The organism is Nocardioides sp. NPDC054178, assembly GCF_055585005.1.
Window position 1 is genome coordinate 1,057,815 of sequence record NZ_JBVJKY010000001.1, and the last position, 23,633, is coordinate 1,081,447.

The window sequence follows — 23,633 nt, forward strand, 5'->3', positions numbered from 1 at the left end:
CGTCATTCACGGAAAACTGTCGGAGCTTCTGACTAGAGTCACCGGGGTGAGCATCAGTCCGTCGACCGTCGTCCGTGGTGAGCTGGTTCAACTGCTCGAGCAGCATCTGCTCGGGCCGCGCGAAGGGGCGACAGAGGAGATCAAGGGGACGCCTCGAGCGGCGTACGCGATCGGCGCGCTTGCGCCGGTGACTGTTGATCCTGCTCGGGTGACTTTGGAAGGCGACGCCGATGTCGACGGGGCTGATCCGGAGGAGAACGGCGCAGCGATCAGTGATGCCGATGCTGCGACGGTCGGGCAGCAGGGTGTGCCGGTGGCGACTGATGCCGATCCCTCGGCTGCGGATGAGGACGAGGAGCGGGATGAGGGCCCCAAGGGGGCACTGACCTACCCGTCATCGATGGGGCTGCGCTTCCAGGTGCCGCGGGACTGCGGTGTGCTCGCCGTGACTGCTACTTGGGGGCGCTATCACTCGGAGCGCAGGGAGAACGAGGACGGGCGACGGTTCCAATGGTCGATCCGGACGCCCTTCGAGAAAACGGCAGAAATCGACGTACGTGGCCACTCGGCCCATGTCGTGCTCGACCCGATCACGCTCGACGACGATGTGACGCTTCGCGTCGAGCTCTTCCCGCGCCCTGACCGGACGATCGTCGAACTGGCGCTCTCCAACGATCGCGTGACCGGGTTGGATGCGCCGCCGGGAGACTGGCTCTTCCAGACCAAGCTGTCTGTCGAGGCCAACAGCGGTGAAGCAGTGTTCCTCCCCGCGCGCGAAGTGCTCGCTGACGGGTATGACGAGGACGACACGGAGCGACAGCGGCTGGATCTGCAGTATCGCCACCGGCTGGAGTACGCCGTCGGCCGGACCACTTCGGTGACCTGGACCGAGGCGTACGACGGTGACGAGACACTGCGACGGGCGTCGAGGGTCGAGACCTCGTGGCTGCCCACGGCGGATGTTCCTCAGACGACCGGTGACCCGCAGGGACCTGACGACCCGCTGGGAAGCTTCACGACCTCGATGAAGGTGCTCTCCACCATTTCGCACGACGAGGTGGAGCCGGCGCTCGCATCGCTGGTGACGGGCTACGAGGAATGGTTGGCTGTCCAGCGGCGTACGGCGGAGGATCTGCCGGCGCATCTGGCGGAGGTGGCTGCGGAGGCGATCGGGGAAGCGGAGATGATCGCTGCGCGGCTGCGCGCGGGCATCGCGCTGCTGGCCGACCCGGCACAATCACAGGCTCTCGAGGCATTCCGGTTCATGAACCGGGCCATGCGGGACCAGCGCCTCCACAGCCAGGTCGCGGGGATGCGAGCAGCCGACGAGAAGAAGTACTCGATGCGTGAGGCGCTGAAGAAGATCGAGGAGGAGAAGGGTGAGCGGGCAGCGTCATGGCGTCCGTTCCAGCTCGCCTTCGTGCTGCTGCAGCTGCCGGCGCTGACCGATCCGGCAGATCCTTACCGCAGCGGCGACGCCGCCAGCGTCGAGCTGCTCTTCTTCCCGACCGGTGGCGGTAAGACCGAGGCCTACCTCGGCCTCGCGGCGTACACGTTCGCAATCCGCCGACTTCAGGAACGGATCGAGACCGACAGCGGTCCGCTCGACGGCGGTGACGGGGTGGCAGTGCTGATGCGCTACACGCTGCGGCTGCTCACCTCCCAGCAGTTCCAACGAGCCGCCGCCCTCGTGTGCGCTGCAGAGCTGATCCGTCAGGAGAAGCCCGAGGTCTGGGGAGTGAAGCCGTTCAGCATCGGCTTGTGGGTCGGTTCAGCGGTCTCGCCGAAGCGGTTCGAGGAGGCACGCAGGCAGGTCGAGGCCGTCCGTGCCTCGGACAGCCAGAAGGCGTTCGGGCTGACAGTGCTGCAGCTCCAGCGTTGCCCGTGGTGCGGGACGAAGGTCGATCCCAAGCGGAACGTCCATGCGGTCACCGCGACCGAACGGATCGAGGTCCATTGCGGCGACCCGAAGGGGCTGTGCCCTTTCTCCGAAGACGGCGATGCGGATGGGGCACTTCCGATCACGACCGTCGACGACGAGATCTACCGCAACCCGCCGACCTTCCTGCTGGCCACGGTGGACAAGTTCGCTCGGCTGGCGCGGGAGGGCGAGGCAGCCAGCCTGTTCGGGTATGTGTCGGAATGGTGCCCGCGACATGGTTACCGCCATCCCGACTCGCGTGGGGGCTGCTCAGGTGCGTCGCACCTGCAGAAGAAGGAGGGGGGAACCACCTATCCGAAAGTCACCGTGCAGCCGGCTGGAAGGTTGCGACCGCCGGACCTGATCATCCAAGACGAGCTCCACCTCATCACCGGTGCGCTCGGCACTGCGGTCGGCGTCTTCGAGAACGTCGTCGATCTCCTGTCCACGTACAACCGTGACGGCCAGCCGATCCAACCACTGATCGTCGCCTCGACCGCGACCATGCGCAATGCCGAGAACCAGGTGCGAGCGCTTTATGGGCGTGGCGTGGACGTCTTTCCTCCGCAGGTGCTGGATGTGCGGGACACCTTCTTCTCCCGGGAGAAGAAGGTGTCCGAGGACGCTCCCGGGCGCAAGTACGTCGGGATCTGTGCCCACGGGATCAGACTGACTCTCGCCGAGATCCGGCTGGCGGAGGTCCTTCTGCTCGCCGGTCAGAAGCTGCTCGACGAACATGGCGAAGCGGCCGACCCGTACCTCACGACCGTCGGATACTTCTCCGCCACCCGTGAGCTCGCCGGTATGCGGCGATATCTCGACGATGACGTCACCACGCGTGTGGCCGGAAACACCGAGCCGTTCCCGCGGCGTACGAACGACTGGCAACGGCTCGAGATCGGTGAGCTGACCTCGCGCATCTCCGCCGAGGACATCTCCAAGACACTCGACAAACTGTCATTGCCGTTCACCGAACGGTGGAGCACGCGAGGAAAGGATGACTTCGCCAAGAGGCAGGCGGCTCTGCGTGAGGCTGGAAAACCCACTGAGCCTTGGGGAGTTCGTCCCTATGACGTGGTCCTGGCGACGTCGATGCTGCAGGTCGGTGTCGACGTCCCGCGCTTGGGCCTGATGCTGGTGGTGGGCCAGCCGAAGAACACCGCTGAGTACATCCAGGCGTCCTCTCGTGTCGGCCGTGATGCCTCCAAGCCGGGACTCGTGGTCTCGATGGCCAACTGGTCACGTCCGCGCGACATGTCTCACTTCGAGTCTTTCCAGCACTATCACGAGACCTTCTACGCCCAGGTCGAAGCGCTGAGCGTCACGCCCTACTCCGAGACGGCGATGGAGCGCGGGCTCATGGGTGTTCTCATCAGCGCGGCTCGCGTCGCGGACCTCGACCACGCAGCGACACTCTCGGCGGAGAACGGTGCCGGCCGGATCCTCGAGAAGAGAGCGATCGTGGAGGCGCTCGTCGAGCAGATCGCCAGCCGTGCCCTGAAGGCGGCTGACGACACGGCGCCCGCCGAGCGGATGCGCTCACTCCTAGTCCAGCGGCTCGATCGCTGGTATGACAAGGCACACGATGCCCAGGGGGCTCTCGTCTACGAGAGAGTGCCTAAGAACCAGGTGGCCTGGCCGTTGCTGATCAGTCCCGAAGACCAGGTGCCGTCCGTGGCCGACCGGGTGTTCGTCGTCGCGAACTCGATGCGCGAGGTGCAGCCGGAGATCAATCTGTTGGTGAGTCCGAGTGCTGATCGGCTCGCATTCAAGGAGCCGGCCGATGGGCCGGTCTGGCAGTTCCAGCCGGAGGAGGACCAGTGACCCAGACACCCTCGGCCGAGGCTGTGGTTAACGAGGTCGAGCCCGTTGCCGAAGGGCAGCTCGAGTTCAACCCGATCGCCGACATCGAGAACAACAAACCGCGCAGCTACGCCAGGGTGGGATCGCTGAGGCCATCGGCGATGCTCTACACCAACGGGATCGGCGCCACCGTCGACCTGCCTCACCTGTCGGTCATGCCGCATGGACTCGACGCATGGGAGGCCTACTATGCCCGCCGTCAGGGTCCGCCGGATGTGATCGCGGAGGAACGTCTCCTCGAACTCGTGCGTGCCCATCTCGGTGACCAGGTCAGCGAGCTACGTAAACCGCCGTGGGCGCCCGAGGAACGAGGCGCATCGGGTGGCGACGCCATCGACCTCGGTATCCCCGGGCGCATCTTCCCGCAATGGCTCCGCTGCACCGGATGCAACATGCTCTCCCCGGTCTCGCATCGTCAGTTCACCTACGTCAACAGCAATCGCTATCGCCCCGACCAGGCACAGTTTCTTCACGAGGGTTGTCGAGGCTGGAGCGCGGACGGCAAAGGGCGGGCGAAGAAGGCGTCGAAGCAGACCGCGGTACCGGCTCGATATCTGATCTCCTGCGTCAACGGGCACATCGACGAGTTCCCGTACGACGCGTGGGTGCACCGTGGTGGCAAGTGCCCGAACGCCCAGTTTCCTCATCTGAGAATGCGGGAGTGGAAGAGCAACATCGGTCCGGACGTCCAGATCATCTGTACGTCCTGCGACGCCCGCCGTGGGATGCTCGAGGCCACCGGCCCGAAGGCCGCAGACAAGCTGCCGCGGTGCCGTGGCCGGCATCCGCACCTCGACGCGTTCTATCGGTGCGACGAGACCGGAAAGCTGATGATGCTGGGGGCGGCCAACCAGTGGTTCTCCTCGACCCTGGGCCTCCTCGCCCTACCCCGTGAAGAAGTACGGACGGCGTCTGACGTGGTGCCGATGCTCCAGGCTCTCCCCAAGGAGGTCCTGGCCACGGCCACCAGTCGTGACGCCCTGCCGGCCTTCCGGATGATGGCGGGAATGATCGCCAAGACCGATGCATTCGGCGCCATCGAGGACAGCGTGCTCTGGTCGGCGATCGAGAGCGTGACCAGTGGTGTGCCGCCGACGACCGTCGATGAGTCCAAGCGGACCGACCCACTGACGATTCTGGGTCCGGAATGGATCGTGCTCACCGACGAGGCGAAATACACCCGCCACAGCGGTTCGGCTGACTTCCGGGCCGTGAGACGCGACGTGCCCCAGGTGCTCGAGCCGCACGTCACCGAGGTCGTCGCCGTTGAAAAACTGAAGAAGGTCAACGCGTTCATCGGCTTCACGCGCATCGATGCTTTGGACCGGATCGACGACGCAGCATCCAGGGTCGCACCATTGAACCGCAACGGGCGTCCGACCTGGGTCCCTGCCACCGAGGATCGAGGAGAAGGCTTCTTCCTACGGTTCGACGAGTCGCGTGTCGCCGCGTGGGAGGAGCAGATCCTCGGTACGGAGACGTGGGGGCGGTTCCGCCAGGCGCATCGCCTCAACTTCGAGCGCCGCACCAGCCGCACCGCCTCGAACATCGATCCTGACACCCGTTTCCAGCCACCCCGTTACTGGGCGATCCACACGCTGTCGCACCTGCTCATCCGTGAAGCAGCGATGTCCAGCGGTTACGGGTCGGCGAGCCTCGCCGAGCGGATCTACGCATGGACCGATCACGATGAGTACGGGCCCGCGGCCGGTCTGCTGCTCACGACCACAGCGTCCGACAGTGAGGGTACGCTCGGCGGCCTGGTCGAGCTCGCCCGACCGGACAAGCTCGCCAATCTGGTCCGCTCGGCCATCCGTCGAGGCACCCGCTGTTCCTCGGATCCGATCTGCTCCCACCGAGTGCCCCGTGGCAAGGAAGAGTTCCTCCATGGGGCCGCCTGCCACTTCTGCCTCTTTGTCAGCGAGACCAGCTGTGAGCGTACGAACCGGTTCCTCGACCGGCGTCTCCTTCTCGGCCTGGTCACCGATGCTGACATCGCCACCGCGGGGCTGATCGAGAGCCTGGTCGAGGTGAGATGAGTGTCGGCGGTCGCGCAGCTCGGTCAGCTCCTGAGTGCTGATGAAGCCGCCCGGATCGCGGCTGAACTGCGGTTGCGGGGTCTGCCCCACGTCGCCGCCAAGCGTGCCTTCCCTGCGAACGTCAGGTCGGTGAGGGCGCTGCTCAGCGAGCTCGCCTCGGCGCCTGGCGGTGTCGAACGTGCCGCTGCGATCCTCGACGGCATTGCGTCCGTGCCGCGCGCGATGAAGCCCGAGGCCGTGTGGACGACTCCCTCCGTGCCTGGCTTGACTGGACGTACGACGCTCGCGGCCGTCGAGTTGATCAACGGCGCCAGCTCAACGGTGTACGCGGCGACTTACTCGGCCTCATCATGGTCGACCTACGTGACGGCTTTAGCGAATGCGGTGGAACGCGGCGTGCAGGTCACAGTGATCCTCGACCGGCAGTTGCAGAAGGAGAACGACGATCAGCTTCAGAAGAGGTTGCCGAGTGCTCGTCTGTGGACGTACGCACTCACCGACGACTCGAAATGGCCACCCAGGCAGCACGCCAAGCTCGTGGTCGTCGACGATTCTTCTGCCCTGGTGACCAGCGCGAACTTCTCAGACGCCGCCGCGCTGCGGAACCTCGAGTGCGGGCTTCTCACGCAGGATCCAATGGTGGCTCGAGGACTGCGCGAGCAACTCGATGCCTTGTACGAGCACGACGTGCTCGTCGACTATTGAAGCGGTTCGGTCACATGTCGGACCCGGTCTCGAGTTCTGGAGGGCGATGCTCGAGGATGGTCCCCATGCGTGCGGTAGGGCTCTTCTCGGGAATCGGTGGCATGGAGCTCGGCCTGGCCCGAGCTGGCATCGAGACCGAGATGCTGTGTGAGTACTGGGAGCCCGCCCAAACTGTCCTGCGACGTCGGTTCGACGCAGAACTCGTCGGCGACATCCGCAACCTGGAGGCACTCCCTGATACAGACGTCGTCACCGCGGGATTCCCCTGCACCGACCTGAGTCAGGTCGGACGTACGGCTGGCATCGAGGGAGATGAGTCCGGGCTCGTCAGAGAAGTGTTCCGCCTCATCGAGTCCAACGCTCCGAGGTGGGTCGTGCTCGAGAACGTACCGAACATGCTCACGCTTCACGGTGGTGCCCCGATTCGCGCTGTGACCGAATGGTTCGATCAGCACGGCTGGAACTGGGCCTACCGCACCGTCGATTCACAGCACTTCGGAGTGCGGCAGCGCCGACGTCGGGTGTTCATCGTCGCTTCTCAGACAGATGACCCGCGCGCCGTACTCTTCGCCGATGAGTACGCCCGTCCGGACGTGGTCGACGAGCACCACGCGTACGGCTTCTACTGGACTGAGGGCAACCGCGGGATCGGTTGGGGTGAAGGCGTCACACCCACTCTCAAGGGAGGCTCGAAGCTCGGGATCCCATCTCCGCCTGCGATCTGGCGCAGGCTTGCCGATGTCGGCCAGGCGATCGTCCGCCCGTCGATCCAGACAGGTGAACGGCTGCAGGGTTTCGCGCCGGACTGGACGGCTGGTGTCGAAAAGGTCGGAGTCCGCTGGAAGATGGTCGGCAACGCGGTCACGGTTCCCGTCGCGGAATGGGTGGGGCATCGATTGGTAGAGCCGGGCGATCCGGTGGACGTCGACCGCAAGACTTTGGAGCCGGGGCGACGTTGGCCCGGGGCCGCTGCCTCGGTTGGCGGGCAGCGAGAGACATGGGAACTGAGCGAGCATCCGCTGGCGCTCGAGCCCGCGTCGACCCTGGAGCAGCACTTGAAAGATCATGCGCCCGATCCGCTGAGTCACAAGGCGACCGCGGGTTTCGCCAGCCGGTTCAAGCGGAGCTCGCTGAAGGCGCGGCCCGAGTTCGAAGCCGCCTTGAACGACCACATCGAGGCAATGGCGTCGGTCTGATGCCGGAGCCGCTCGATGAGGCAGTACTCCGCCGGATGAAGCGCCAGCGACGTCGGGACACGTCGCTCGAGTTGGAGATCCGTCGGCGACTTCATGCACTCGGCTTCCGATATCGGGTCGACTACCGACTCGAGCCACCGCTTCGTACGCGGGCTGACATCTGTTTCACCAAGCAGAAGGTTGCGGTCTTCGTTGACGGCTGCTTCTGGCACGGCTGTCCGCAGCACGCCACATCGCCGAAGAACAACGCGGAATGGTGGCGAGAGAAGCTCGACGCGAATATCGCTCGTGACCGACGTACTGAAGCCGAGCTTGTCGAACGGGGCTGGAGGGTCATCCGAATCTGGGAGCACGAAAGCGCCGATGCTGCAACAGAGCGTATTGCGGCATACCTGCGGACAATCAGCCTTGCGTAGGCGTCAGCTGGCGCTCTTGAATGCATCGAACCTGGCAGCGAGCCTTTCGCGGTCAGGGTGGTTGCTGCGTCTTGCTGGCAACGCGAGTCGCCGACGGTTCATCTCCTGGAGGCCGTGCTTCAGCATCGGCCCATCGACTTCGGCGAGGACATCCGGATTGATGTGCACGACGTAGTCCGGCGAGATGCCCAGGATCTTCTCGTCGTACGCAGCGTGGTGGATCTTGCACAGTGCCAGCCCGTTGGTCACTACAGGGACGCCGTGTTCGAAAGAGTCTTCGGTGATGTGCGCAGCGTCCAGCAGCGGGGCCTTCTTGAGAGTGCAGACGGCGCACTGCTGCTCGTATGCCTTGAGGATCCGGGCGCGGAAGACCGGTTGGTGAAGCCGTTGCCGCGTGGTCCGTTCGGCGTAACGACGTTCTTCCGGGCTCAGGATCGCCGGGTCCGTTAGGAACCTGAGACTCTCGTCGAGAGTGAGAAGGAACCGTTGGTTCTCGGGCTCGTCCTTGATGACGTACACCGGCATGATCGGCACGAACAGGCCCTTGTCGACCTTGCGCAACATGATGAGCGGAAGCCGTAGCCGCATCGCCTCGCGCAGTTTGGCGTTCGACCCGCCACCAGGGTTCTGGCCTGGTGGGCGCTTCTCGTATGAGTAGCGGTAGAGGAAGTCGCCATGGTCACCGTCGTCGTACTCGCTCTGAGGGTCGCTGACGATGGTCAGAGTCGCGGCGTAGGAGCTGGGGTTCCAGATGCCCCTGCTCGTATCGATGATCCGTTCGGTGCCGAAGCCGAAGTCGACCCTCGAGAGCCAATCGCGTTTCAGCACAGCTGACTGTGCGAACTCCTCCGCGACAGCCTTCATGAGAGCTTCACGTTTCGTCAGCTCTGAAGGCTTGATCTCCACGGCGACAGCTTGCCAGAGGAAGGGCGTCACGGGCGGCGAAATCTACCTAGCGGGCTTGGCGTCGACCAGCGAGCTGCGGAGTCGCTTGGCCCGCTGCGAGGTGGCGGGCTGTCGTTGCACAACACCGGCCGGTGCAGAGCTGATGCGGAGCGGCTCGGTCTACGCCCAACCCAGAAAGTTGGTTTAGAACCGCCGGTTCAGGGTATGAGGGTCTATGAGTACTCGTCCTCGATCCGGAAGCAGGCGAAACCGCACATGAACGGCAGCGATCGGACCGCCCGATGAGCCCGCCAGTAGCGATCCCCTTCCGCGGCCGCGCGAAGTGGGGTGAGGTTGCGGGCAACATCTTCCTGGCGGCGCTCGGTGCTCTGCTTGCTTGGGTTGCGTTCTCTCAGGTTCCGGCGGACGTTGTTCTGGTGCGCGCAGCCGCATGGTTCACGGTGTTGGCTGTCGGCATCACCATCGTCTTGGTCCTCGCGCTCATCGGAACGAGACAGCTGCCCACGGTTGAGCCGCATGTTCGCGATGGCGAGGACGGGTTCGAGGTTCACGCGTGGCGCGGGGACTGGTGGCATGTGATCGCGCTTGACTTCGGACTGGGCGCGGCGGGAGTTGTGATCTGTGTGTTGGGGTTCCGTGCTGGCAGCGACTGGTTTCTCGGAGCGTCGATAGTCGGAGCGATCGGCGCGTGGTTCTTGGTCCGGGTCGTTCTTGCCCTCACCGGTAGGCGTCGTAACGAGGCTTTCCTGCTCTTGGACGACTACATCGTTCACAGCAGTCCGGCTGGCTGGTCTGGCTGCCCTCGGAGCTCAGTTCAGGTGGTGCGAGGCAGGGGGAATGCCGTGGTTCTGATCTTGGAGTCACCCGCAGTCGTGACCGAATGCCCGGCCCTGTGGCGGGGACGCCGCAGGATCGCTGCGGACTCGATGGTTGTCCGGTGTTCGATGATGGGACACACGGCAGAAGCTCTTGCCGACTGGCTTCACGAGGCCTTGGGTCTGGATGCCAAAGGCGACCGGCTCCGGCCTCGTCGTGGGCGGTGACATGTAATGGAGTTCAAGTTCCCTATCGGGAGGGTGTGACTATGGTTGACAGTGAGCCCGCCGCAGAAGTGTCGGAGGAGCAGCGCGAGTTTCCGCCGCTCGTATACGTGCCCACGACGAGCGAGGACGACCCGGCAACGCGCAGAATCCTCATGCATAAGGTGGAGGACGGGCGCACGGCGCTCTACACGTACTCGGCCATCGACCGGCTCCATCGCTACTACCTGCCCAAGGCGTCGTGGGTGGTCTGTGATGTTCCAGCACTCCAGCGTGTGCATGATGAGACGCCGTACGACCTGTTGTTTCTCGACGTCGATCCAGGTCTCCGCGACGCTGAAGAGGATGGCGCCTCGTGAGCGTCGATGTGGAACTCGGCGTGCTCGACGATGTTGCCAGTGATCTGGACAACGGCGCGGAAGGGCTGGAGGGCCTGGCAAGTGGGGTTCCCAGCGGTATCGATGCGGGTCCGATGACCGCGGTGATCACCAGCATGTTGAGCCAGATCGTCGACAGTGCTGGCAACGTGTCCACGTCGATGTCTGGTGCGGCCGACGCTGTCCGGTTGTGCCGCCGCTACTACGAGCGTGCAGACGCCGACGCTGAGGCCGGTCTCAGCGACATCAAGAAGGCGATGGGCAAATGAGCGTCGACACCGAGATCCAAGGAAACCCCGCGCACGTGGAAAGTGCCGCGAACTGGGTCAAGGGCAAACTCGCTTCCAAGGTCGGAGACGCCGCCGACAAGCTCAATGACTCGCGACGAAACGCCGACGGGTCATGGAACTCTGACGCTGGTGATGAGTTCGTCGACATGATGTCTCGGGCACGCGACAAGACCGAGGACCTGGAGAAGGCCGCTGAGAAGATGGCTGGAGACCTTGAGGACTTCGCTGAGAAGTTGCGCCGATGCCAGGACCAGATGGAGGACGTACGGCGTGACGCGCGGGATGCACACCTTGTCGTGTCTGGCTTTCTCGTCCAGGACCCGGGGCCACCGCCGGTTGAGCCGCCGGGAAGCTTTACTGGGACACCGGAGCAGGTGGCGCAGTATGAGAAGGACGTGAAGGCGTACAACGATCACCTGGACAAGGTCATCGCGTATGGCGAGGCCAAGTCGGAGGCTGCTCGCATCGACCGGCAATACGCGACGGCCTGCAAGGCCCTTCAAGATGAATATGCGCTCAACCAACATGCGGCCTGGATCCTGAATGCTGCGGACGTTCTCGGTGCCGCCGCGGCCGGTGCGATTGGCGTGAACCTCGCCGCGAAGCAGTCGAAGCTCCACGGCCGGGCACAGGCGCTTGTTGATGAGACGAAGCAGGCCATCCGAGATCTCCAGGCCCATCCGGAGCGCTACATGAAGAGGAAGTGGCTCTTCTTCGAAACCCTCGATGAATCCAAGCTCAGGGCCGATCAGCTAACCCTCGAAGGGAAGCTCGACGAGGCGGAGAAGCTCCTCGACGACGCAGCGAAACTCGACGGCGGGAAGATCCCGAAGTTCCTTGGACGTGCTGGCAAGGTTCTTGGTCCTCTTGGGCTCGGCCTCGGTCTGTACAACGACTACCAAGAGGGCGAAACGGGGACGCAGATCGTCGTGTCGCAGGGGGTATCCGCAGGACTCGGTGTTGCCGCCGGTGCCGGTGCAACCATCGCCACCGGCGCTATGGTGGGGGCGACGGTCGGCTCGGTAGTTCCTGGCCTAGGTACTGCAGTTGGTGCAGTTGTCGGAACGGCTGTCGGCGCTGGCATGGCGATCTTTGCCGATGGGGCCATCGATTCGTTCTTCGAGAACGGGCCCGACGTGGGTAAAGCACTGGAAGAAGGCGGGAAGGCTTTGGCGGACACGGGTGAAGCCATCGGAGACGGAGTGTCCGGAGCTGTGAAAGCCGTTGGTGGGTGGTTCGACTGAGCCCGCACCAGACCCCGGGTCCGTTTGGTAGCGCGCTTGCCGCTTTCTCCGGATTGGCGTCGGTGGGCATAGGCGCTGTGGTCCTGAGGAACTACCACGATGAGCCGTTCACCATCGTATGGTCGTCACTCCCGGTCGTGCTTGGTCTGATCGTTCTGATCTCCTGCTTCGGCTTGATTCTCGCCACGCGTCCGAAGAAGCCGGCGTACCCTGCGCGTGACTTCGTCCTCGACAACGAAACCGCACGGTTCCTGCCTCGCAGGGCAAACCGAGGCAGTGTCGTTAGCAACGCCGTGCTCCTCCTGCTCGGCGGTTGGTTTCTGGTGATGGGCATCGTCGGCGCCGTCGAGGAGAACTGGCTCTGGCCGGTGCTGGCGGCCTTCCCGGCGGCGTACTTCTTGGGTTTCCCTGTCCTGCGTGCCGTCGGTCTTTTCCGGCCCGGCGGTGTGTGGTTCACGCCCACCAGGATTGTGAACGAGCAGTTCGGGTTGCGTAGTGAGATCGCGCTCAGCGATGTGGAAACAGCGATGCCTCGTGTCGATGACGTACGAGTGGTGCCTGTCGATCGCTCTGCTGTCCGCCACAGGCGACGGGTTCCGCGATTGTGGTGTGCTCGACTCGTTCAAGGCGAGATGCTCGTCTTGGACGGCGTCGAGGGAGGCATCGAGGGGTTGGCCGCAGAGATACGTGACCGTGCAGAGGCTGCGCGCGGAGGCGGCCAGTCCCGGCGGCGCCCGATGTGGGGTGGCCGGTGAGGGACGCCGGCCAAGTTGAGACGCGGAGCTCGATGACCCGTGCACGTACCACCATCGACGTGACTTCGCGCCGCCGACGAGCGTGGCTACCGCAACGATGTCCTCGAGTTCGTCCGGGAGTTGAGTCCGACCGTGGAGCGCTACCCGGGGGCAACTTCGTCGGGCGGCGACGTACGCCCGATCTCGAGGCTGCGCCTGGCCGGGTGGAGCTCGTGCCGCTTCGCGACGTCGGTCTCCAAGACGGCGGCGTGCGGCTGGACCTTCCACCGCTGTAGGTGGCGGTGTCGTGACGGACCGGGTCTGGGGCCATGCTCTTACCGGACGATGACAGTTCGTGAACGGGGCGGGCTCAACCGGTCGGTTCACAGGGTGTCATCGTCTAGTAAAAGCCCGATTGGCGGATGCCCTCGGGGTGTCGTGGAGGTTGACTTTGACCGTCAGTGAGAGCGGACTACTTCGGCTGGCGGATCAGCTGAGGGAGAAGGCGGGCGTTAGGTTCGTGCTCGGGATCGTCGGGCCGCCGGGGGCGGGGAAGTCGACGCTGGCCGAGCGGCTTCGAGACCAACTCAACGAGACCGGGAACGTCGCGGTCGTCGCGCCGATGGACGGGTTCCACCGGAGCAACGCGGAGCTGGACGCGATGGGGGCGCGGGGGCGGAAGGGGGAGCCGGACACCTTCGATGCCGACGGGTTCGTGGCGGCGCTGCGACAGGTTCGCGCGGGACGGCGGGTCGAGTGGCCGACGTTCAGTCGGGTCATCGACGAGCCCGTCCCGGGCGGGGTCGTGATCGAGGACGAGCTGGTCGTGATCACCGAAGGCAACTACCTGCTGCTGGAGGACGGGCCGTGGAAAGACGTACGCGGGCTGCTGGACGAGGCATGGTTCGTCGATGTCCCGGACGAGGTCCTCGTGCCCAGGTTGCTGGAGCGGTTCCTCGCCGGCGGGAGGTCGCGGGAGGAGGCGGAGGCGAAGATCGCCGACAGCGATCTGCGCAACGCCGCGCTTGTGCGGGCGACGCGGAATCGGGCGGATCTGGTGCTGTAGCCGTCAGCCCTCGGACGCGGCGCAGTCGACCAGGAACGCCATCAGCTCGGTGGCGTCGTCGGTCTCGAAGAGCGTGTCGAGGGCGTGGTCGAGCTCGAGGCGCCGGACGTGGGGGATGGTGACGGCGTCGAAGCCGTTCGAGATCAGGATGCCGGTCATCATCAGCAGGGCGGTGCGCAGGTTGCCGCCGGCGTAGAACCGGGTCCGGGCGGCGGAGCAGAAGTAGATCAGCGCCTGGAGCCGCGGGTCGTCGGTCTCGGCCAGGCGCTCGTGCAACGCCGCGAAGCGGGTGCGGAGCAGGTCGCTGCCGCTGCGGCGCAGGGTGCCTTCGCCGCGGAACCTTCCGGCGTCGGACGTCTCGTGGCGGGCGACGATGCGGTTGAGACGGTCGGACGTTGATTTGTCGATGTGGAACCTGCCGTAGCCGACCAGGTCGCGGAGCGCGCCGTACGCCTCGTTGAGCGCCAGCACCTCCAGCTCGTCCTCGGCGCTACGGCCACCGACGGTGATGCCCGCGAGGAGGGTGCGGACCTCGGGAAGGGTGAAGGCGTTGCCCTCGAGCCGCGCGGCGTGCCAGACCAGCTCGGGCAGGCTCGCCCGGAACCGCCTCCAGGCGACCTCGGCGTCGCTCGGGCGGAGGCGGTCGGTGTCGACCTCGGTCCACCACATGCCGGTGTCGCGCACCTGGGCGTCGCGGTTCGGGACCTCCCGATAGGTGTCGGACGTGGCTGCCTTGCGGGCGGCGTACGTCTCGGGGTCGGGTGCCCAGCGGGGCTGCTTCGTCACCATGTCCGGATCTCCTCGCGGGCGCGGGCCGCGGCGTCGCCGCCGACCGAGATGGCATCGATGACGATCTGGACCGGGGCCGCGTAGACGACCCGATCACGTTCGAAGGTGCCGAGGAACAGGTCGGGTTCGGCGGCGGCGACGACCACGGTGGACCGGTGCGGGGCGGATGCCGGTCGGAGCGTTCCGCCGGCCAGCAGCGGACGGAGAGCGCTCGGATCCTCGCACCACAGGACGGAGATCCGCGGGACGGCCTCGTCGAAGGACGGGAGGTCGAGGCCGGCCGCGCCGGAGAGCGCCCACCGCGCGCCCGAGGCGTCACCGGCGGAGGCGAGCCGGCCGACGGTGGCCTCACCGCTGAGCCGGATCGCGTCCGGCCGGTGGAGGACACCGGAGGCGCGCGCCGCCTCCTCGATGATCTGGATCGCGTCGCCGTCGGCCCAGGTGTCGAGCCGGTCGGCCCACCGGCCGATCTCGGGGTCCACCTCGGTCGGGTAGTGCTCGTCGAGGATGGCGCGCGCCGCCGCGGCGGCTGCCGAGGAGGCGAGCGGTGCGGCGCTCATCGTCAGGTCCAGGCCGGCGGCGGCGGTGATGTGGTGGAGCGTCGCGACCGACGGGCTGACCTGTCCGTTGAGGATCCGGTGGATCGTGGACGGGGCCACGCCTGCGCGCGCCGCCACCTGGCGCGCGTTGAGTCCCGAGTGCTCGATGCAGTCGGCGACCAGGCGGCCGACGTCCTGTTCCATATATGCAACCCTACGGCGGCTTGTCGCATATCTGGAACAGGCGCGGCGGCGTACCTTCTTCTAAGGTGAGCGCCATGACGCGACCGATCACGCTGCTTGTCGAGGGGGAGTCGGACAAGGCTCTGGTGGAGGCGCTGGCGCCGCGGTACGGGGTCGAGCTGACCGAGCTCGGGATCGAGGTCGTGTCGATGAACGGCGCCGGGAACGCCGGGCGGTTCATCAAGGAGACGACGGCGGCGGGACACCGGGTCGGCGGGCTCTACGACGAGGCCGAGGAGCGCTTCGTCGCCAACGCGCTCGGCCGCCAGGTCGGCGAGGACCTCTCCGGACAGGGGTTCTTCGCCTGCCGCCGCGACCTCGAGGACGAGATGATCCGGGCGATCGGGGCGGCGCGGATCGTCGAGATCCTCGAGGCCAACGGCGAGGGCGGCAAGTTCCGTACGCTGCAGAACCAGCCCGAGCACCGAGGCGAGGAGGTCGCCGACCAGCTGCACCGCTTCTTCGGCACCGCGTCCGGACGCAAGATCCGCTACGGCACGATCCTCGGCGAGGCCGTCGAGCTCGAGCACATCCCCGACCCGCTGGTCGGGCTGCTGACCTGGTGCTGGGGCTGACGCCCGAGCTCGGGAGCTAGGGCTCCATGTCGTCGTGGACGACGACGCGGGAGAGCTCGATGGTGCCGTCGGGGCACTTCCAGAAGTGCAGCCGGCGGGCGCTGGGGGTGTGGATCTGCATCGAGACCCGGAAGCAGACCGCGCCGTCGGGGCGGGACTGTGGCGCGGCATTGCCCCCGGCAGAGGTACGCAGCTGGTGCAGCTCGCGCCCGGTCGACTGCTCCGCGAGACCGGTGAGCACCTCCATGACCACGTCGGCGATCTTGTCGAGGGCGATGCCCTCGAGCGCGTCGACGCTGTCGAGGAACCGGTCGCCGATGGCGAACTCGGGCAGCGGCCGGGTGGCCTGCTCGCCGACCGGGATCCGGCGGGCCCAGGCGGCCTCGACGAGGTGACGGAAGCCGCGCTCGCGGTCGGCGAAGACGGGGAGGGCGACTTCGGGCGGCGCGGTGCGCTGCTTGGCGCGGCGCAGCTGGGAGCGCATCCGGGCCAGCTCGGCGTCGCGGGTCTCGACCTGACGGGCGGCCCGCGCCAGGTCCTTGGCGAACTGAACGCGCTCGTTGCGCAGCCCGGAGACTTGGTCGCGGAGCTCGGTCAGCTCGGCCTCGAGATGGGCCTTCTCGGCCTTGATCGCGGTGACCTGCAGCGACATCGACTGCACCGCCGCCTTCTTCGCCGGCGCCTGCTCCTTCTCCGGCACCGGCACGGGCGAGGGCGGAGGCGCCGGACGGACCGCGCGGACCGGCTCCCCCTTGCGCCGCGGCATCATCGCAGGGCTCGGGATCGCCGCCCTGGCCGGAACCTCGGGAGCCGGCTCGGCAGCGGGCTCGGACGCCGTCTCGACCGTCACGACCGGCTCGCCCACCTCAGCGACCTCGGCGGGCGCGGGATCGACGTGCTCGACGACCGCGGGCGGCGGAGCATCCGGGTCGAGCCAGGCCGGGCCACCCGCGTACAGGGAAAGGGCCTCGCGGGCCGTGTCGTGCTCGCGGACCTCGCGCAGCGACAGCCGCCACCTCGGTCCGGTGGCGACGACCCGCGCGAGCACGACCTCACCGGGGGTGAGGAGCGCCTGGAGGTCGTCGTCGGGGTCGTCGGTCACGTCCGAGCGGAAGAGCTCGACGGTGACGTCGGGGTGCAGCCGCAGGTCCGCGGAGCCGGCGAGGACGGAGCGGACCTCGGCGGGGACGACGTCCCCGGCGGCGTACGTCTTCAGCGCCTCTTCCGCGGTGGGACGGCTCTCCCGGATGTCGAGCCAGCGTGACTTCTTCTCCAGGACGCCGTCGACGTGCATGCCGGGGGCGAGGACCCGCTCGATCGGCACCCCGGCCTGGGCGAGCTGGGGCGGGACCGAGGCCATGTCGCCACCACCGAGGTCGACCAGCGCACGCTCGCTCATGATCGAGAGCACCGCGCCGGCTCGGCGCTCGCGGGTGGAGGCGGTGCGGGCGCTGTCGAAGAGGCCGGCGGCCGCGGCCATGTCGAGGGCGTCGTCGATGAGCTGCCCGGTGAGCTTCTTGCCCTCGGACCTGTTCCACGCGAACCGCAGCGGCGCCTGCTTCAGATCGATGTTCCAGCCCAGGCCGACCGGATAGACCCGGCCGGCACCGCCGTAGACCTGCGTGCCCGGCGTCATCTTGTTGGAGAAGGCCCAGGTGTGCCCGCCGGTGGTGACCAGATAGAGCTCGGCGAGGTCGCCGATCTCGGCCGCGATCCGCTCCACGTCGGCGTAGGGGTCGGTATGTCCGGACGCGACGGTCACCACCACCGTCGGCTTCGTGCGGGAGTCGCCGTTGAGCAACGCCGCCAGCGCCTCGGCCTCGGACGTGTTCGTCACGCGTTTGATGGCAGACATGCCCCTCCTTTCACAAAAACGTACAGCGAACGGAAAGCGCATCTACGTCAACGACCCGGCCTTTGACGGAGCATTCGGCTGACGCCGATACCGGGGGTGGGTGTCAATGACACGACCGTGTCATATTTGCCTCGCCAACTTGTCCAGAGGCTTGACGCTTTTACGACATTGGCAGGTATCTGCCGCGCTCCGGCACCTCGAATGACTGCGCCTGTAACAAATCTGGAGAACGGTTTCCCGTGGCAATAATCGATCCGTCCGCATTACCCGGGAAATGTGCACGATCTGTTCACGGGCTCTGCCGACGGTTTCCGCAAGGAGACCCACCTTGAGATATTCACGCCTCGGCCGATCGGCCGTAGCAGCCACAGGCATACTCGCCGCAGCGGCTGCGATGCTTGCCACCCCCGCATTCGCCGGCACCCCTACAGCCGACGACAAGGCCCCCGCGGCCAAGCTCACGTCCACCCTCGAGTCGAAGTTCGAGAAGTCGGACTCGACCGACTTCTGGCTCCGCTTCTCCGACAGGGCCAACCTCGGTCCCGCCTCCTCCATCAAGGACTGGACCGACCGCGGCCAGTACGTCGTCGATGCTCTGGAGAAGACGGCGAAGGCATCTCAGGCCGGCGCCGTCGCCGAGCTCGAAGCCGCCAAGGTCGACTACAAGACGTACGCGATCTCGAACGCGATCCTGGTGAAGGACGGCTCCGAGGACCTGGCGCTGAAGCTGGCCGCCGACCCGGAGATCAAGACCGTCCACGAGCGGGCCAAGCTCTCGCTCGTGGAGCCGGTCAAGGAGGAGGCCGCCACCAAGGCGCCGCAGGGCATCGAGTGGGGCATCGACTTCATCAACGCTCCTGAGGCCTGGTCACAGGGTGCCACCGGCGCCGGCATCGTCGTCTCCAGCGTCGACTCCGGCACCGACTACACCCACCCGGCCCTGGTGAACCACTACCGCGGCAACAACGGTGACGGCACCTTCACCCACGACTACAACTGGTTCGACGCCTACGGCGACTGCTCCAGCGGTCCCTGCGACCTCGACGGCCACGGCACCCACACCATGGGCACCATGGTCGGCGACGACGGCGCCGGCAACCAGATCGGTGTCGCGCCCGACGCCGAGTGGATCGAGACCAACGGCTGCTGCGGCACCGACGCCGGTCTCCTCGACTCGGGCTGGTGGCTCCTGGAGCCGACCGACTCCGACGGGGCGAACCCGGACGTCTCCAAGCGTCCGCACGTCATCAACAACTCCTGGGGCTGGAACGGCGTCGGCTACATCGACTCCTTCTTCGACGACGTGAACGCCGCCTGGAACGCAGCCGGACAGTTCTCCTCGTGGGCCTCCGGCAACCCGGGCTCGATGTGCCAGGGGACGTCCTCCCCGGGCGCGAACACGCTCACCTACTCGGTGGGTGCGGTCGACTCCTCCGGCGCCGTCGCCTCCTTCTCGGGCCGCGGTCCGGGTCAGGACGGTCTGACCAAGCCCAACATCGCGGCGCCGGGCGTGAACGTACGCTCGTCCGTCCCCGGTGGTGGCTACGCCAACTACAACGGCACCTCGATGGCCGCGCCGCACCTCGCGGGCGCCGTCGCCGCGCTGTGGAGCTACAACCCCACCCTGATCGGCAACGTCGAGGAGACCCGCCGCCTGCTCAACGAGGCGGCGACCGACGTCGACGACACCACCTGCGGTGGCACCGCCGAGAACAACAACGTGTACGGCGAGGGCTACCTCGACCTGGCGCGCCTGATCGCCCTGGCTCCGGCCGAGGGCGGCACGGTCGCCGGCACCGTCACCAGTGGCGGCGACCCGATCGAGGGCGCGACCGTCGAGCTCGACGGCGAGGCTCTCGACCGCACCCTCACGACCGACGCCGAGGGCCACTTCTCGGCCGACGTCTACGTCGGTGACTACGAGGTGACCACCTCCGCCTTCGGCTTCGTCACCGAGACCGGGACCGCGACGGTCACCGAGGACGCCACCACGACCGTCGACTTCGACCTCGCCGAGGCCACGAAGTACACGGTCAGCGGCGCGGTCACCAACGCCAGCACCAACGCCCCGATCGCGGGTGCCGAGGTCCAGCTGTCGCCGGGCAACCTGTCCGCGACCTCGGGTGCCGACGGGACCTACTCGTTCGCGGGTGTCCCGGAGGGGACGTACACGATCTTCACCGAGGGGTCCGGCTGCGCCGAGGCGACGAGCGCCGAGCTCGTCGTCGGGGGCAACAAGACCTACAACGTGAAGGTGGTCTTCTCCTACGACGACTACGGCTACTTCTGCTCGGAGGGTTCGAGCGGCGTACGCACCGGCACCACCGCGCTCGGGCTCGAGGGTGACGACGCGGCCGCCTCGGTCGACCTGCCGTTCAGCTTCCCGCTCTACGGCGGCAGCTACGCCAAGGCGTACGTGGCCTCCAACGGTCACGTGAACTTCCTCGCCTCCAGCACCGCCTACGGCAACGGGGCGATCCCGTCCACGGCCGTGCCGAACGCCGCGATCTATCCCTTCTGGGACGACCTCGACGCCCGAGGCGCGGCTGACGTGTTCACCGGGGCGACGACGGTCGGCGGTGAGGACGCGTTCGTCATCGAGTGGCGCGACGTCTACCCGCTGAACGGCTCGGACCAGCTGCTCGACTTCTCGGTCACCCTCTTCGAGGACGGCCGGGTCGAGCTCGGGTACGGCGACCTGCCCAGCACGGACCGGGGCCGCGGCAACTCGGCCACGATCGGTATCGAGAACGCTGCCGGCACGATCGCCACGCAGTTCTCCCTCAACACCGCGTCGCTGAGCGACAACAAGTCGATCACCTTCGACCTGGCCCCGATGGGCACGGTCTCCGGTGTCGTCAAGGACTACAACACCAAGGAGGGTATCGACGGCGCGGAGGTCACCCTGACCCCGACCGCCGGTGGGTCCGCCAAGACGATCGAGACCGGCGCCGACGGCTCCTACAGCGTCGACCTGGTGACCGGTAAGTACGGCGTGAGCTTCACCGCGCCCGACTACGAGGCCATCAGCCGCAACCTCACCGTCGCCGAGGACACCACGCTCACCTCCAACGCCCAGCTCAAGGCCGGCCGCCTCGCCGTCACCCAGACGGCGCTGAACGCCAGCCTCGCGATGGGTGGCTCGGTCTCGCGCAACCTGAAGATCACCAACAACGGGTCCGCGCCCGCCGAGGTCGATCTGGGTGCCACCGGCGAGGAGGTCGTCATCCTGGGTGACAAGACCGCCTCGGCCGGCGTCACCAAGAGCGTCACCAAGAAGGCCACGGCGGTCGAGACGAAGTCGGGCTCGGCGTCGAAGTCGAGCGGTCTGACCTCCTCGAAGCCGGGGAGCAAGCTCGGTACGTCGGGTCAGCCCTCGGTCACGGCGCTCGCGCCGACGCCTGCGGGTGAGACGACCCTGTCCCACTCGAGCTCGCACGAGGTCGTGCAGTCCAGCTCGGTCGCGTGCCCCTCGGGAACCACGACCATCCTGCGCACCTACTCGCCGGGTGACTTCGGGATCTCCGGTGGCTTCACGCCCACCAGCGTGAGCTTCGCGGTCCAGGAGACGGCCAACGGGAACACGCCGGTGACGGCGACGCTCTACACGTTGCCGGAGGGTGCTGCGTTCACCTTCGCCAACCTGACCCCGATCGGGTCGGGCACCACGACGGTGACCAGCGACTTCGGGTCGACCTACACGGTGCCGATCGCGGCCTCCGCGGAGATCGCTCCGGACGACATCCTGGTCGTCTCGGTCGCGGGTGGCGCGGTCTACTTCGGCGGCAACCCCGCCGCCGAGACGTCGCCGACCTACCTGGCCTCCGACGCCTGCGGTACGCCGGAGCCGACCGACGCCGCGGAGCTCGGGTTCCCCGACTCCAACATCATCCTCGATGTGACCGGTGAGGCCGGCGGCGGTGGTGGCGTCGCGTGGCTGGACGTCCAGCCGCCGTCGTTCACCCTGGCACCGGGCAAGTCGGTCACCGCGATCACCACGTTCGCCGCCACGGTCGACCAGCCGGGCACCTACACGGCCGACGTGGTCATCGGGAACAACACGCCCTACACCGTGGCGCCGGTCCCGGCGACCATGATCGTGAAGGCGCCCTCCGGCTGGGGCAAGGTCACGGGCACGGTGACGGGCTCGGGTGAGCCGCTCGAGGGTGCGGTCGTGGCCCTGGACGGCATCTCCTACGACGTGACGCTGAGGACGGACGCGGACGGCACCTACGGGTACTGGATGCAGAAGTCCAACGCGCCGCTCCAGGTGGTCGTCGCGGCCGACGGGTTCATCCCGGCGACCAAGAAGGCGCAGATCGTGGCTGGTCAGACGACCGTCTACGACTTCGACCTGAAGCCGCTCGACTAGCTCCACACCGGGGCCCCGGACACCGGTCGGTGTCCGGGGCCCTGTCGTGATTGTGTGCAACAGGCTCGCTGCGGAGCTCGATTGTCGGTGCTCCGGTGTACGATCGCCGCGCCTGCGAGAACAACCCCCTAATCAGCCCTTATGCCTCATTCCTCCATGCCGGCCGTCGCCGAGATCCTCCGAGTCCGGGCTCCGTTGAGCCTGCCGGTGCTCCGTGCTGCGCTGAAAGGCAAGCGCGTCCTGCTCACCGAGGCCGAGCTCCTCGAGGTCCTCGGCTCCGGCGGCTTCGTCGAAGGGCCGGCCGGGCAGTGGAGCCTGGCGCCGGCGGCGCCCGCCGCGCCTGCTGCGCCTGCTGCTGCGCCGGCCGCTCCGGTGAGGTTCAACCAGACGAGCCTGGCCACGCGCTTCGGTGTCGAGGGCGACGTACTCCTGAAGGTGCTGGACGCGCTGGTCACCGACCACCCCGAGGTCAACTGGGGTGCGCTGCGGGACCGACTGACGTCCGGCGCCGACGTCGCGGTCTCCGACCGCACGCTCGGCCTGCTCGAGGAGGGCGTACGCCGCTTCGAGGTCGCCCGGCTGCGGGCCGAGAAGCAGGCGGCCGAGGAGCGTGCCCGAGAGGCCGAGCGGCGCCGTGAGCTGCAGCAGCTGGCCGAGAGCGAGGTCGCGATGCTGCGCGCCGAGCTCGACGACGAGCGGCGACGGGCCCACGACGCCGCGCTCGAGCGGGACCGGCTGCGCCAGGAGGCCGAGAAGCTGGTCGCGCTGAAGGAGCAGGAGACCGCCGCCTGGGTGGCCACCCCCGCGGGCGGCTGGATGCTCGACCTCGGCGCGCCGGAGACCTTCGGCGAGGAGAAGCTGCGCCAGGCGCTCGGTCAGCTCGAGTCGGCGCTGGTGGTGCTCAACGTGCCGGTCTCCGGCCGCGAGATCGAGGCCGTCGTGGTGCACCCCGGCGGGATCGCCGTGGTGGAGCAGTACGACATCCCCTCGACCGCCGGGGTGGTCTCGGTGCCCGCCTCGGGGACGGCGTCCGTCGACGATCGTGCCCTCGAGGTCAGCGATCCGCGCGGCGAGGTGCTCGCTGCCGTACGCGTCCTGCAGAAGGCCGCCTCGCTCGACCTCGCCTACCTGCCGGTCGTCGCGTTCCAGGGGCCGGCCGACGCCGAGGGGGAGGACGTGCTCGTGTGCCTCACCGCCGAGGTCGACCTCGCGGTCGACGACATGCTCCACTCCCAGGCCTCCCGGGTCTCGGCCGAGGACGCGGTCGCGCTGCTCGCCAAGCTCGGGGTCCCCGAGCTTCCCGAGCCGCCGTCCGGTTTCTGACCCCCGGCGAGACGTCGGTTAGGTCGGCCGAGGCGTCGGTTAGGTCGGCCGAGGCGTCGGTTAGGTCGGCCGAAGCGTCACTTTCGTCGGCCGAGTTGGCACGCGCGTGCGCACTCGAACGACGGGAGTGACGCCTCGAA

The 23,633-nt window shown here is 67.1% G+C and carries 18 protein-coding genes; 14 read left to right on the forward strand and 4 right to left on the reverse strand.

The features are described from left to right. Positions 1-46: 46 nt before the first annotated feature. The 5 genes from drmA to ACZ6WN_RS05120 all read left to right on the forward strand — a co-directional run bounded on the left by drmA (position 47) and on the right by ACZ6WN_RS05120 (position 8,140). Complete coding sequence (gene drmA, locus ACZ6WN_RS05100; RefSeq protein WP_465863104.1) at positions 47-3,745, forward strand: DISARM system helicase DrmA; 3,699 nt, start codon at positions 47-49, stop codon at positions 3,743-3,745. Further along, entirely contained in the window at positions 3,742-5,823 is a 2,082-nt protein-coding gene (drmB, locus tag ACZ6WN_RS05105; RefSeq protein WP_465863106.1) for a DrmB family protein, read from the forward strand. Before drmA ends, drmB begins: the two co-directional genes overlap by 4 nt. Beyond that, positions 5,824-6,528: a DISARM system phospholipase D-like protein DrmC gene (drmC, locus tag ACZ6WN_RS05110; RefSeq protein ID WP_465863107.1), complete on the forward strand. Its 705-nt coding sequence runs from the start codon at positions 5,824-5,826 to the stop codon at positions 6,526-6,528. Between the two features lie 65 nt (positions 6,529-6,593). Beyond that, positions 6,594-7,724: a DNA cytosine methyltransferase gene (locus ACZ6WN_RS05115; protein WP_465863108.1), complete on the forward strand. Its 1,131-nt coding sequence runs from the start codon at positions 6,594-6,596 to the stop codon at positions 7,722-7,724. Then, positions 7,724-8,140, forward strand: coding sequence for a very short patch repair endonuclease (locus ACZ6WN_RS05120; protein ID WP_465863109.1), 417 nt, complete (start codon positions 7,724-7,726; stop codon positions 8,138-8,140). Before ACZ6WN_RS05115 ends, ACZ6WN_RS05120 begins: the two co-directional genes overlap by 1 nt. A 3-nt stretch (positions 8,141-8,143) precedes the next feature. Here the strand turns inward: ACZ6WN_RS05120 and ACZ6WN_RS05125 are convergent, their stop codons facing one another. Then, on the reverse strand, positions 8,144-9,076 hold the full coding sequence (locus tag ACZ6WN_RS05125; protein ID WP_465863110.1) for an HNH endonuclease: 933 nt from the start codon (positions 9,074-9,076) through the stop codon (positions 8,144-8,146). 251 nt (positions 9,077-9,327) lie between these two features. Between ACZ6WN_RS05125 and ACZ6WN_RS05130 the strand changes: the two genes are divergently transcribed. From ACZ6WN_RS05130 to ACZ6WN_RS05155, 6 genes are all read left to right on the forward strand, one after another. Next, the gene (locus tag ACZ6WN_RS05130) at positions 9,328-10,089 is read left to right on the forward strand and encodes a hypothetical protein (RefSeq protein ID WP_465863112.1); all 762 of its coding nucleotides are present in this window, start codon (positions 9,328-9,330) and stop codon (positions 10,087-10,089) included. A gap of 41 nt (positions 10,090-10,130) precedes the next feature. After that, positions 10,131-10,445 (forward strand): SAV_915 family protein, encoded by a 315-nt coding sequence (locus ACZ6WN_RS05135; RefSeq protein ID WP_465863114.1) that lies wholly within the window; start codon positions 10,131-10,133, stop codon positions 10,443-10,445. Continuing rightward, positions 10,442-10,732 carry a hypothetical protein gene (locus ACZ6WN_RS05140; protein WP_465863115.1) on the forward strand — a complete coding sequence of 97 codons (291 nt, stop codon included), beginning with the start codon at positions 10,442-10,444 and terminating at the stop codon, positions 10,730-10,732. Before ACZ6WN_RS05135 ends, ACZ6WN_RS05140 begins: the two co-directional genes overlap by 4 nt. After that, positions 10,729-11,997, forward strand: a complete 1,269-nt coding sequence (locus ACZ6WN_RS05145; protein ID WP_465863116.1) for a WXG100 family type VII secretion target — start codon at positions 10,729-10,731, stop codon at positions 11,995-11,997. Before ACZ6WN_RS05140 ends, ACZ6WN_RS05145 begins: the two co-directional genes overlap by 4 nt. Positions 11,998-12,074: 77 nt before the next feature. Continuing rightward, positions 12,075-12,752: a hypothetical protein gene (locus tag ACZ6WN_RS05150; RefSeq protein WP_465863118.1), complete on the forward strand. Its 678-nt coding sequence runs from the start codon at positions 12,075-12,077 to the stop codon at positions 12,750-12,752. 430 nt (positions 12,753-13,182) lie between these two features. Next, a complete protein-coding gene (locus ACZ6WN_RS05155) occupies positions 13,183-13,797 on the forward strand; it encodes a nucleoside/nucleotide kinase family protein (RefSeq protein WP_465863120.1) in 615 nt (204 codons plus the stop codon). 3 nt (positions 13,798-13,800) lie between these two features. Here the strand turns inward: ACZ6WN_RS05155 and ACZ6WN_RS05160 are convergent, their stop codons facing one another. Next, positions 13,801-14,586 (reverse strand): Fic family protein, encoded by a 786-nt coding sequence (locus ACZ6WN_RS05160; RefSeq protein ID WP_465863121.1) that lies wholly within the window; start codon positions 14,584-14,586, stop codon positions 13,801-13,803. After that, on the reverse strand, positions 14,580-15,329 hold the full coding sequence (locus tag ACZ6WN_RS05165; protein ID WP_465863122.1) for a helix-turn-helix domain-containing protein: 750 nt from the start codon (positions 15,327-15,329) through the stop codon (positions 14,580-14,582). The genes ACZ6WN_RS05160 and ACZ6WN_RS05165 overlap by 7 nt, the downstream gene beginning before the upstream one ends. Before the next feature lie 74 nt (positions 15,330-15,403). Between ACZ6WN_RS05165 and ACZ6WN_RS05170 the strand changes: the two genes are divergently transcribed. After that, on the forward strand, positions 15,404-15,943 hold the full coding sequence (locus tag ACZ6WN_RS05170) for a TOPRIM nucleotidyl transferase/hydrolase domain-containing protein (protein WP_465863124.1): 540 nt from the start codon (positions 15,404-15,406) through the stop codon (positions 15,941-15,943). Between the two features lie 16 nt (positions 15,944-15,959). On the opposite strand, the gene ACZ6WN_RS05175 is transcribed toward ACZ6WN_RS05170, so the two are convergent. Then, positions 15,960-17,780 (reverse strand): hypothetical protein, encoded by a 1,821-nt coding sequence (locus ACZ6WN_RS05175; RefSeq protein ID WP_465863125.1) that lies wholly within the window; start codon positions 17,778-17,780, stop codon positions 15,960-15,962. Between the two features lie 412 nt (positions 17,781-18,192). On the opposite strand from ACZ6WN_RS05175, the gene ACZ6WN_RS05180 reads away from it, so the two are divergent. Together ACZ6WN_RS05180 and ACZ6WN_RS05185 are read left to right on the forward strand one after the other, a co-directional pair. Continuing rightward, entirely contained in the window at positions 18,193-22,170 is a 3,978-nt protein-coding gene (locus ACZ6WN_RS05180) for a carboxypeptidase regulatory-like domain-containing protein (protein WP_465863127.1), read from the forward strand. A 141-nt stretch (positions 22,171-22,311) separates the two neighbouring features. Beyond that, a complete protein-coding gene (locus ACZ6WN_RS05185) occupies positions 22,312-23,493 on the forward strand; it encodes a hypothetical protein (RefSeq protein ID WP_465863128.1) in 1,182 nt (393 codons plus the stop codon). Positions 23,494-23,633: the final 140 nt, after the last annotated feature.

Bases quoted from the DNA above. Each gene is read 5' to 3' on its own strand.
- ACZ6WN_RS05120 (WP_465863109.1), top strand. From the start codon at position 7,724: ATGCCGGAGCCGCTCGATGAGGCAGTACTCCGCCGGATGAAGCGCCAG.
- ACZ6WN_RS05130 (WP_465863112.1), top strand. From the start codon at position 9,328: ATGAGCCCGCCAGTAGCGATCCCCTTCCGCGGCCGCGCGAAGTGGGGT.
- ACZ6WN_RS05165 (WP_465863122.1), bottom strand. From the start codon at position 15,329: ATGGAACAGGACGTCGGCCGCCTGGTCGCCGACTGCATCGAGCACTCG.
- ACZ6WN_RS05185 (WP_465863128.1), top strand. From the start codon at position 22,312: ATGCCTCATTCCTCCATGCCGGCCGTCGCCGAGATCCTCCGAGTCCGG.
- ACZ6WN_RS05115 (WP_465863108.1), top strand. From the start codon at position 6,594: ATGCGTGCGGTAGGGCTCTTCTCGGGAATCGGTGGCATGGAGCTCGGC.
- ACZ6WN_RS05135 (WP_465863114.1), top strand. From the start codon at position 10,131: ATGGTTGACAGTGAGCCCGCCGCAGAAGTGTCGGAGGAGCAGCGCGAG.
- ACZ6WN_RS05160 (WP_465863121.1), bottom strand. From the start codon at position 14,586: ATGGTGACGAAGCAGCCCCGCTGGGCACCCGACCCCGAGACGTACGCC.
- ACZ6WN_RS05170 (WP_465863124.1), top strand. From the start codon at position 15,404: ATGACGCGACCGATCACGCTGCTTGTCGAGGGGGAGTCGGACAAGGCT.
- ACZ6WN_RS05145 (WP_465863116.1), top strand. From the start codon at position 10,729: ATGAGCGTCGACACCGAGATCCAAGGAAACCCCGCGCACGTGGAAAGT.
- ACZ6WN_RS05180 (WP_465863127.1), top strand. From the start codon at position 18,193: ATGCTTGCCACCCCCGCATTCGCCGGCACCCCTACAGCCGACGACAAG.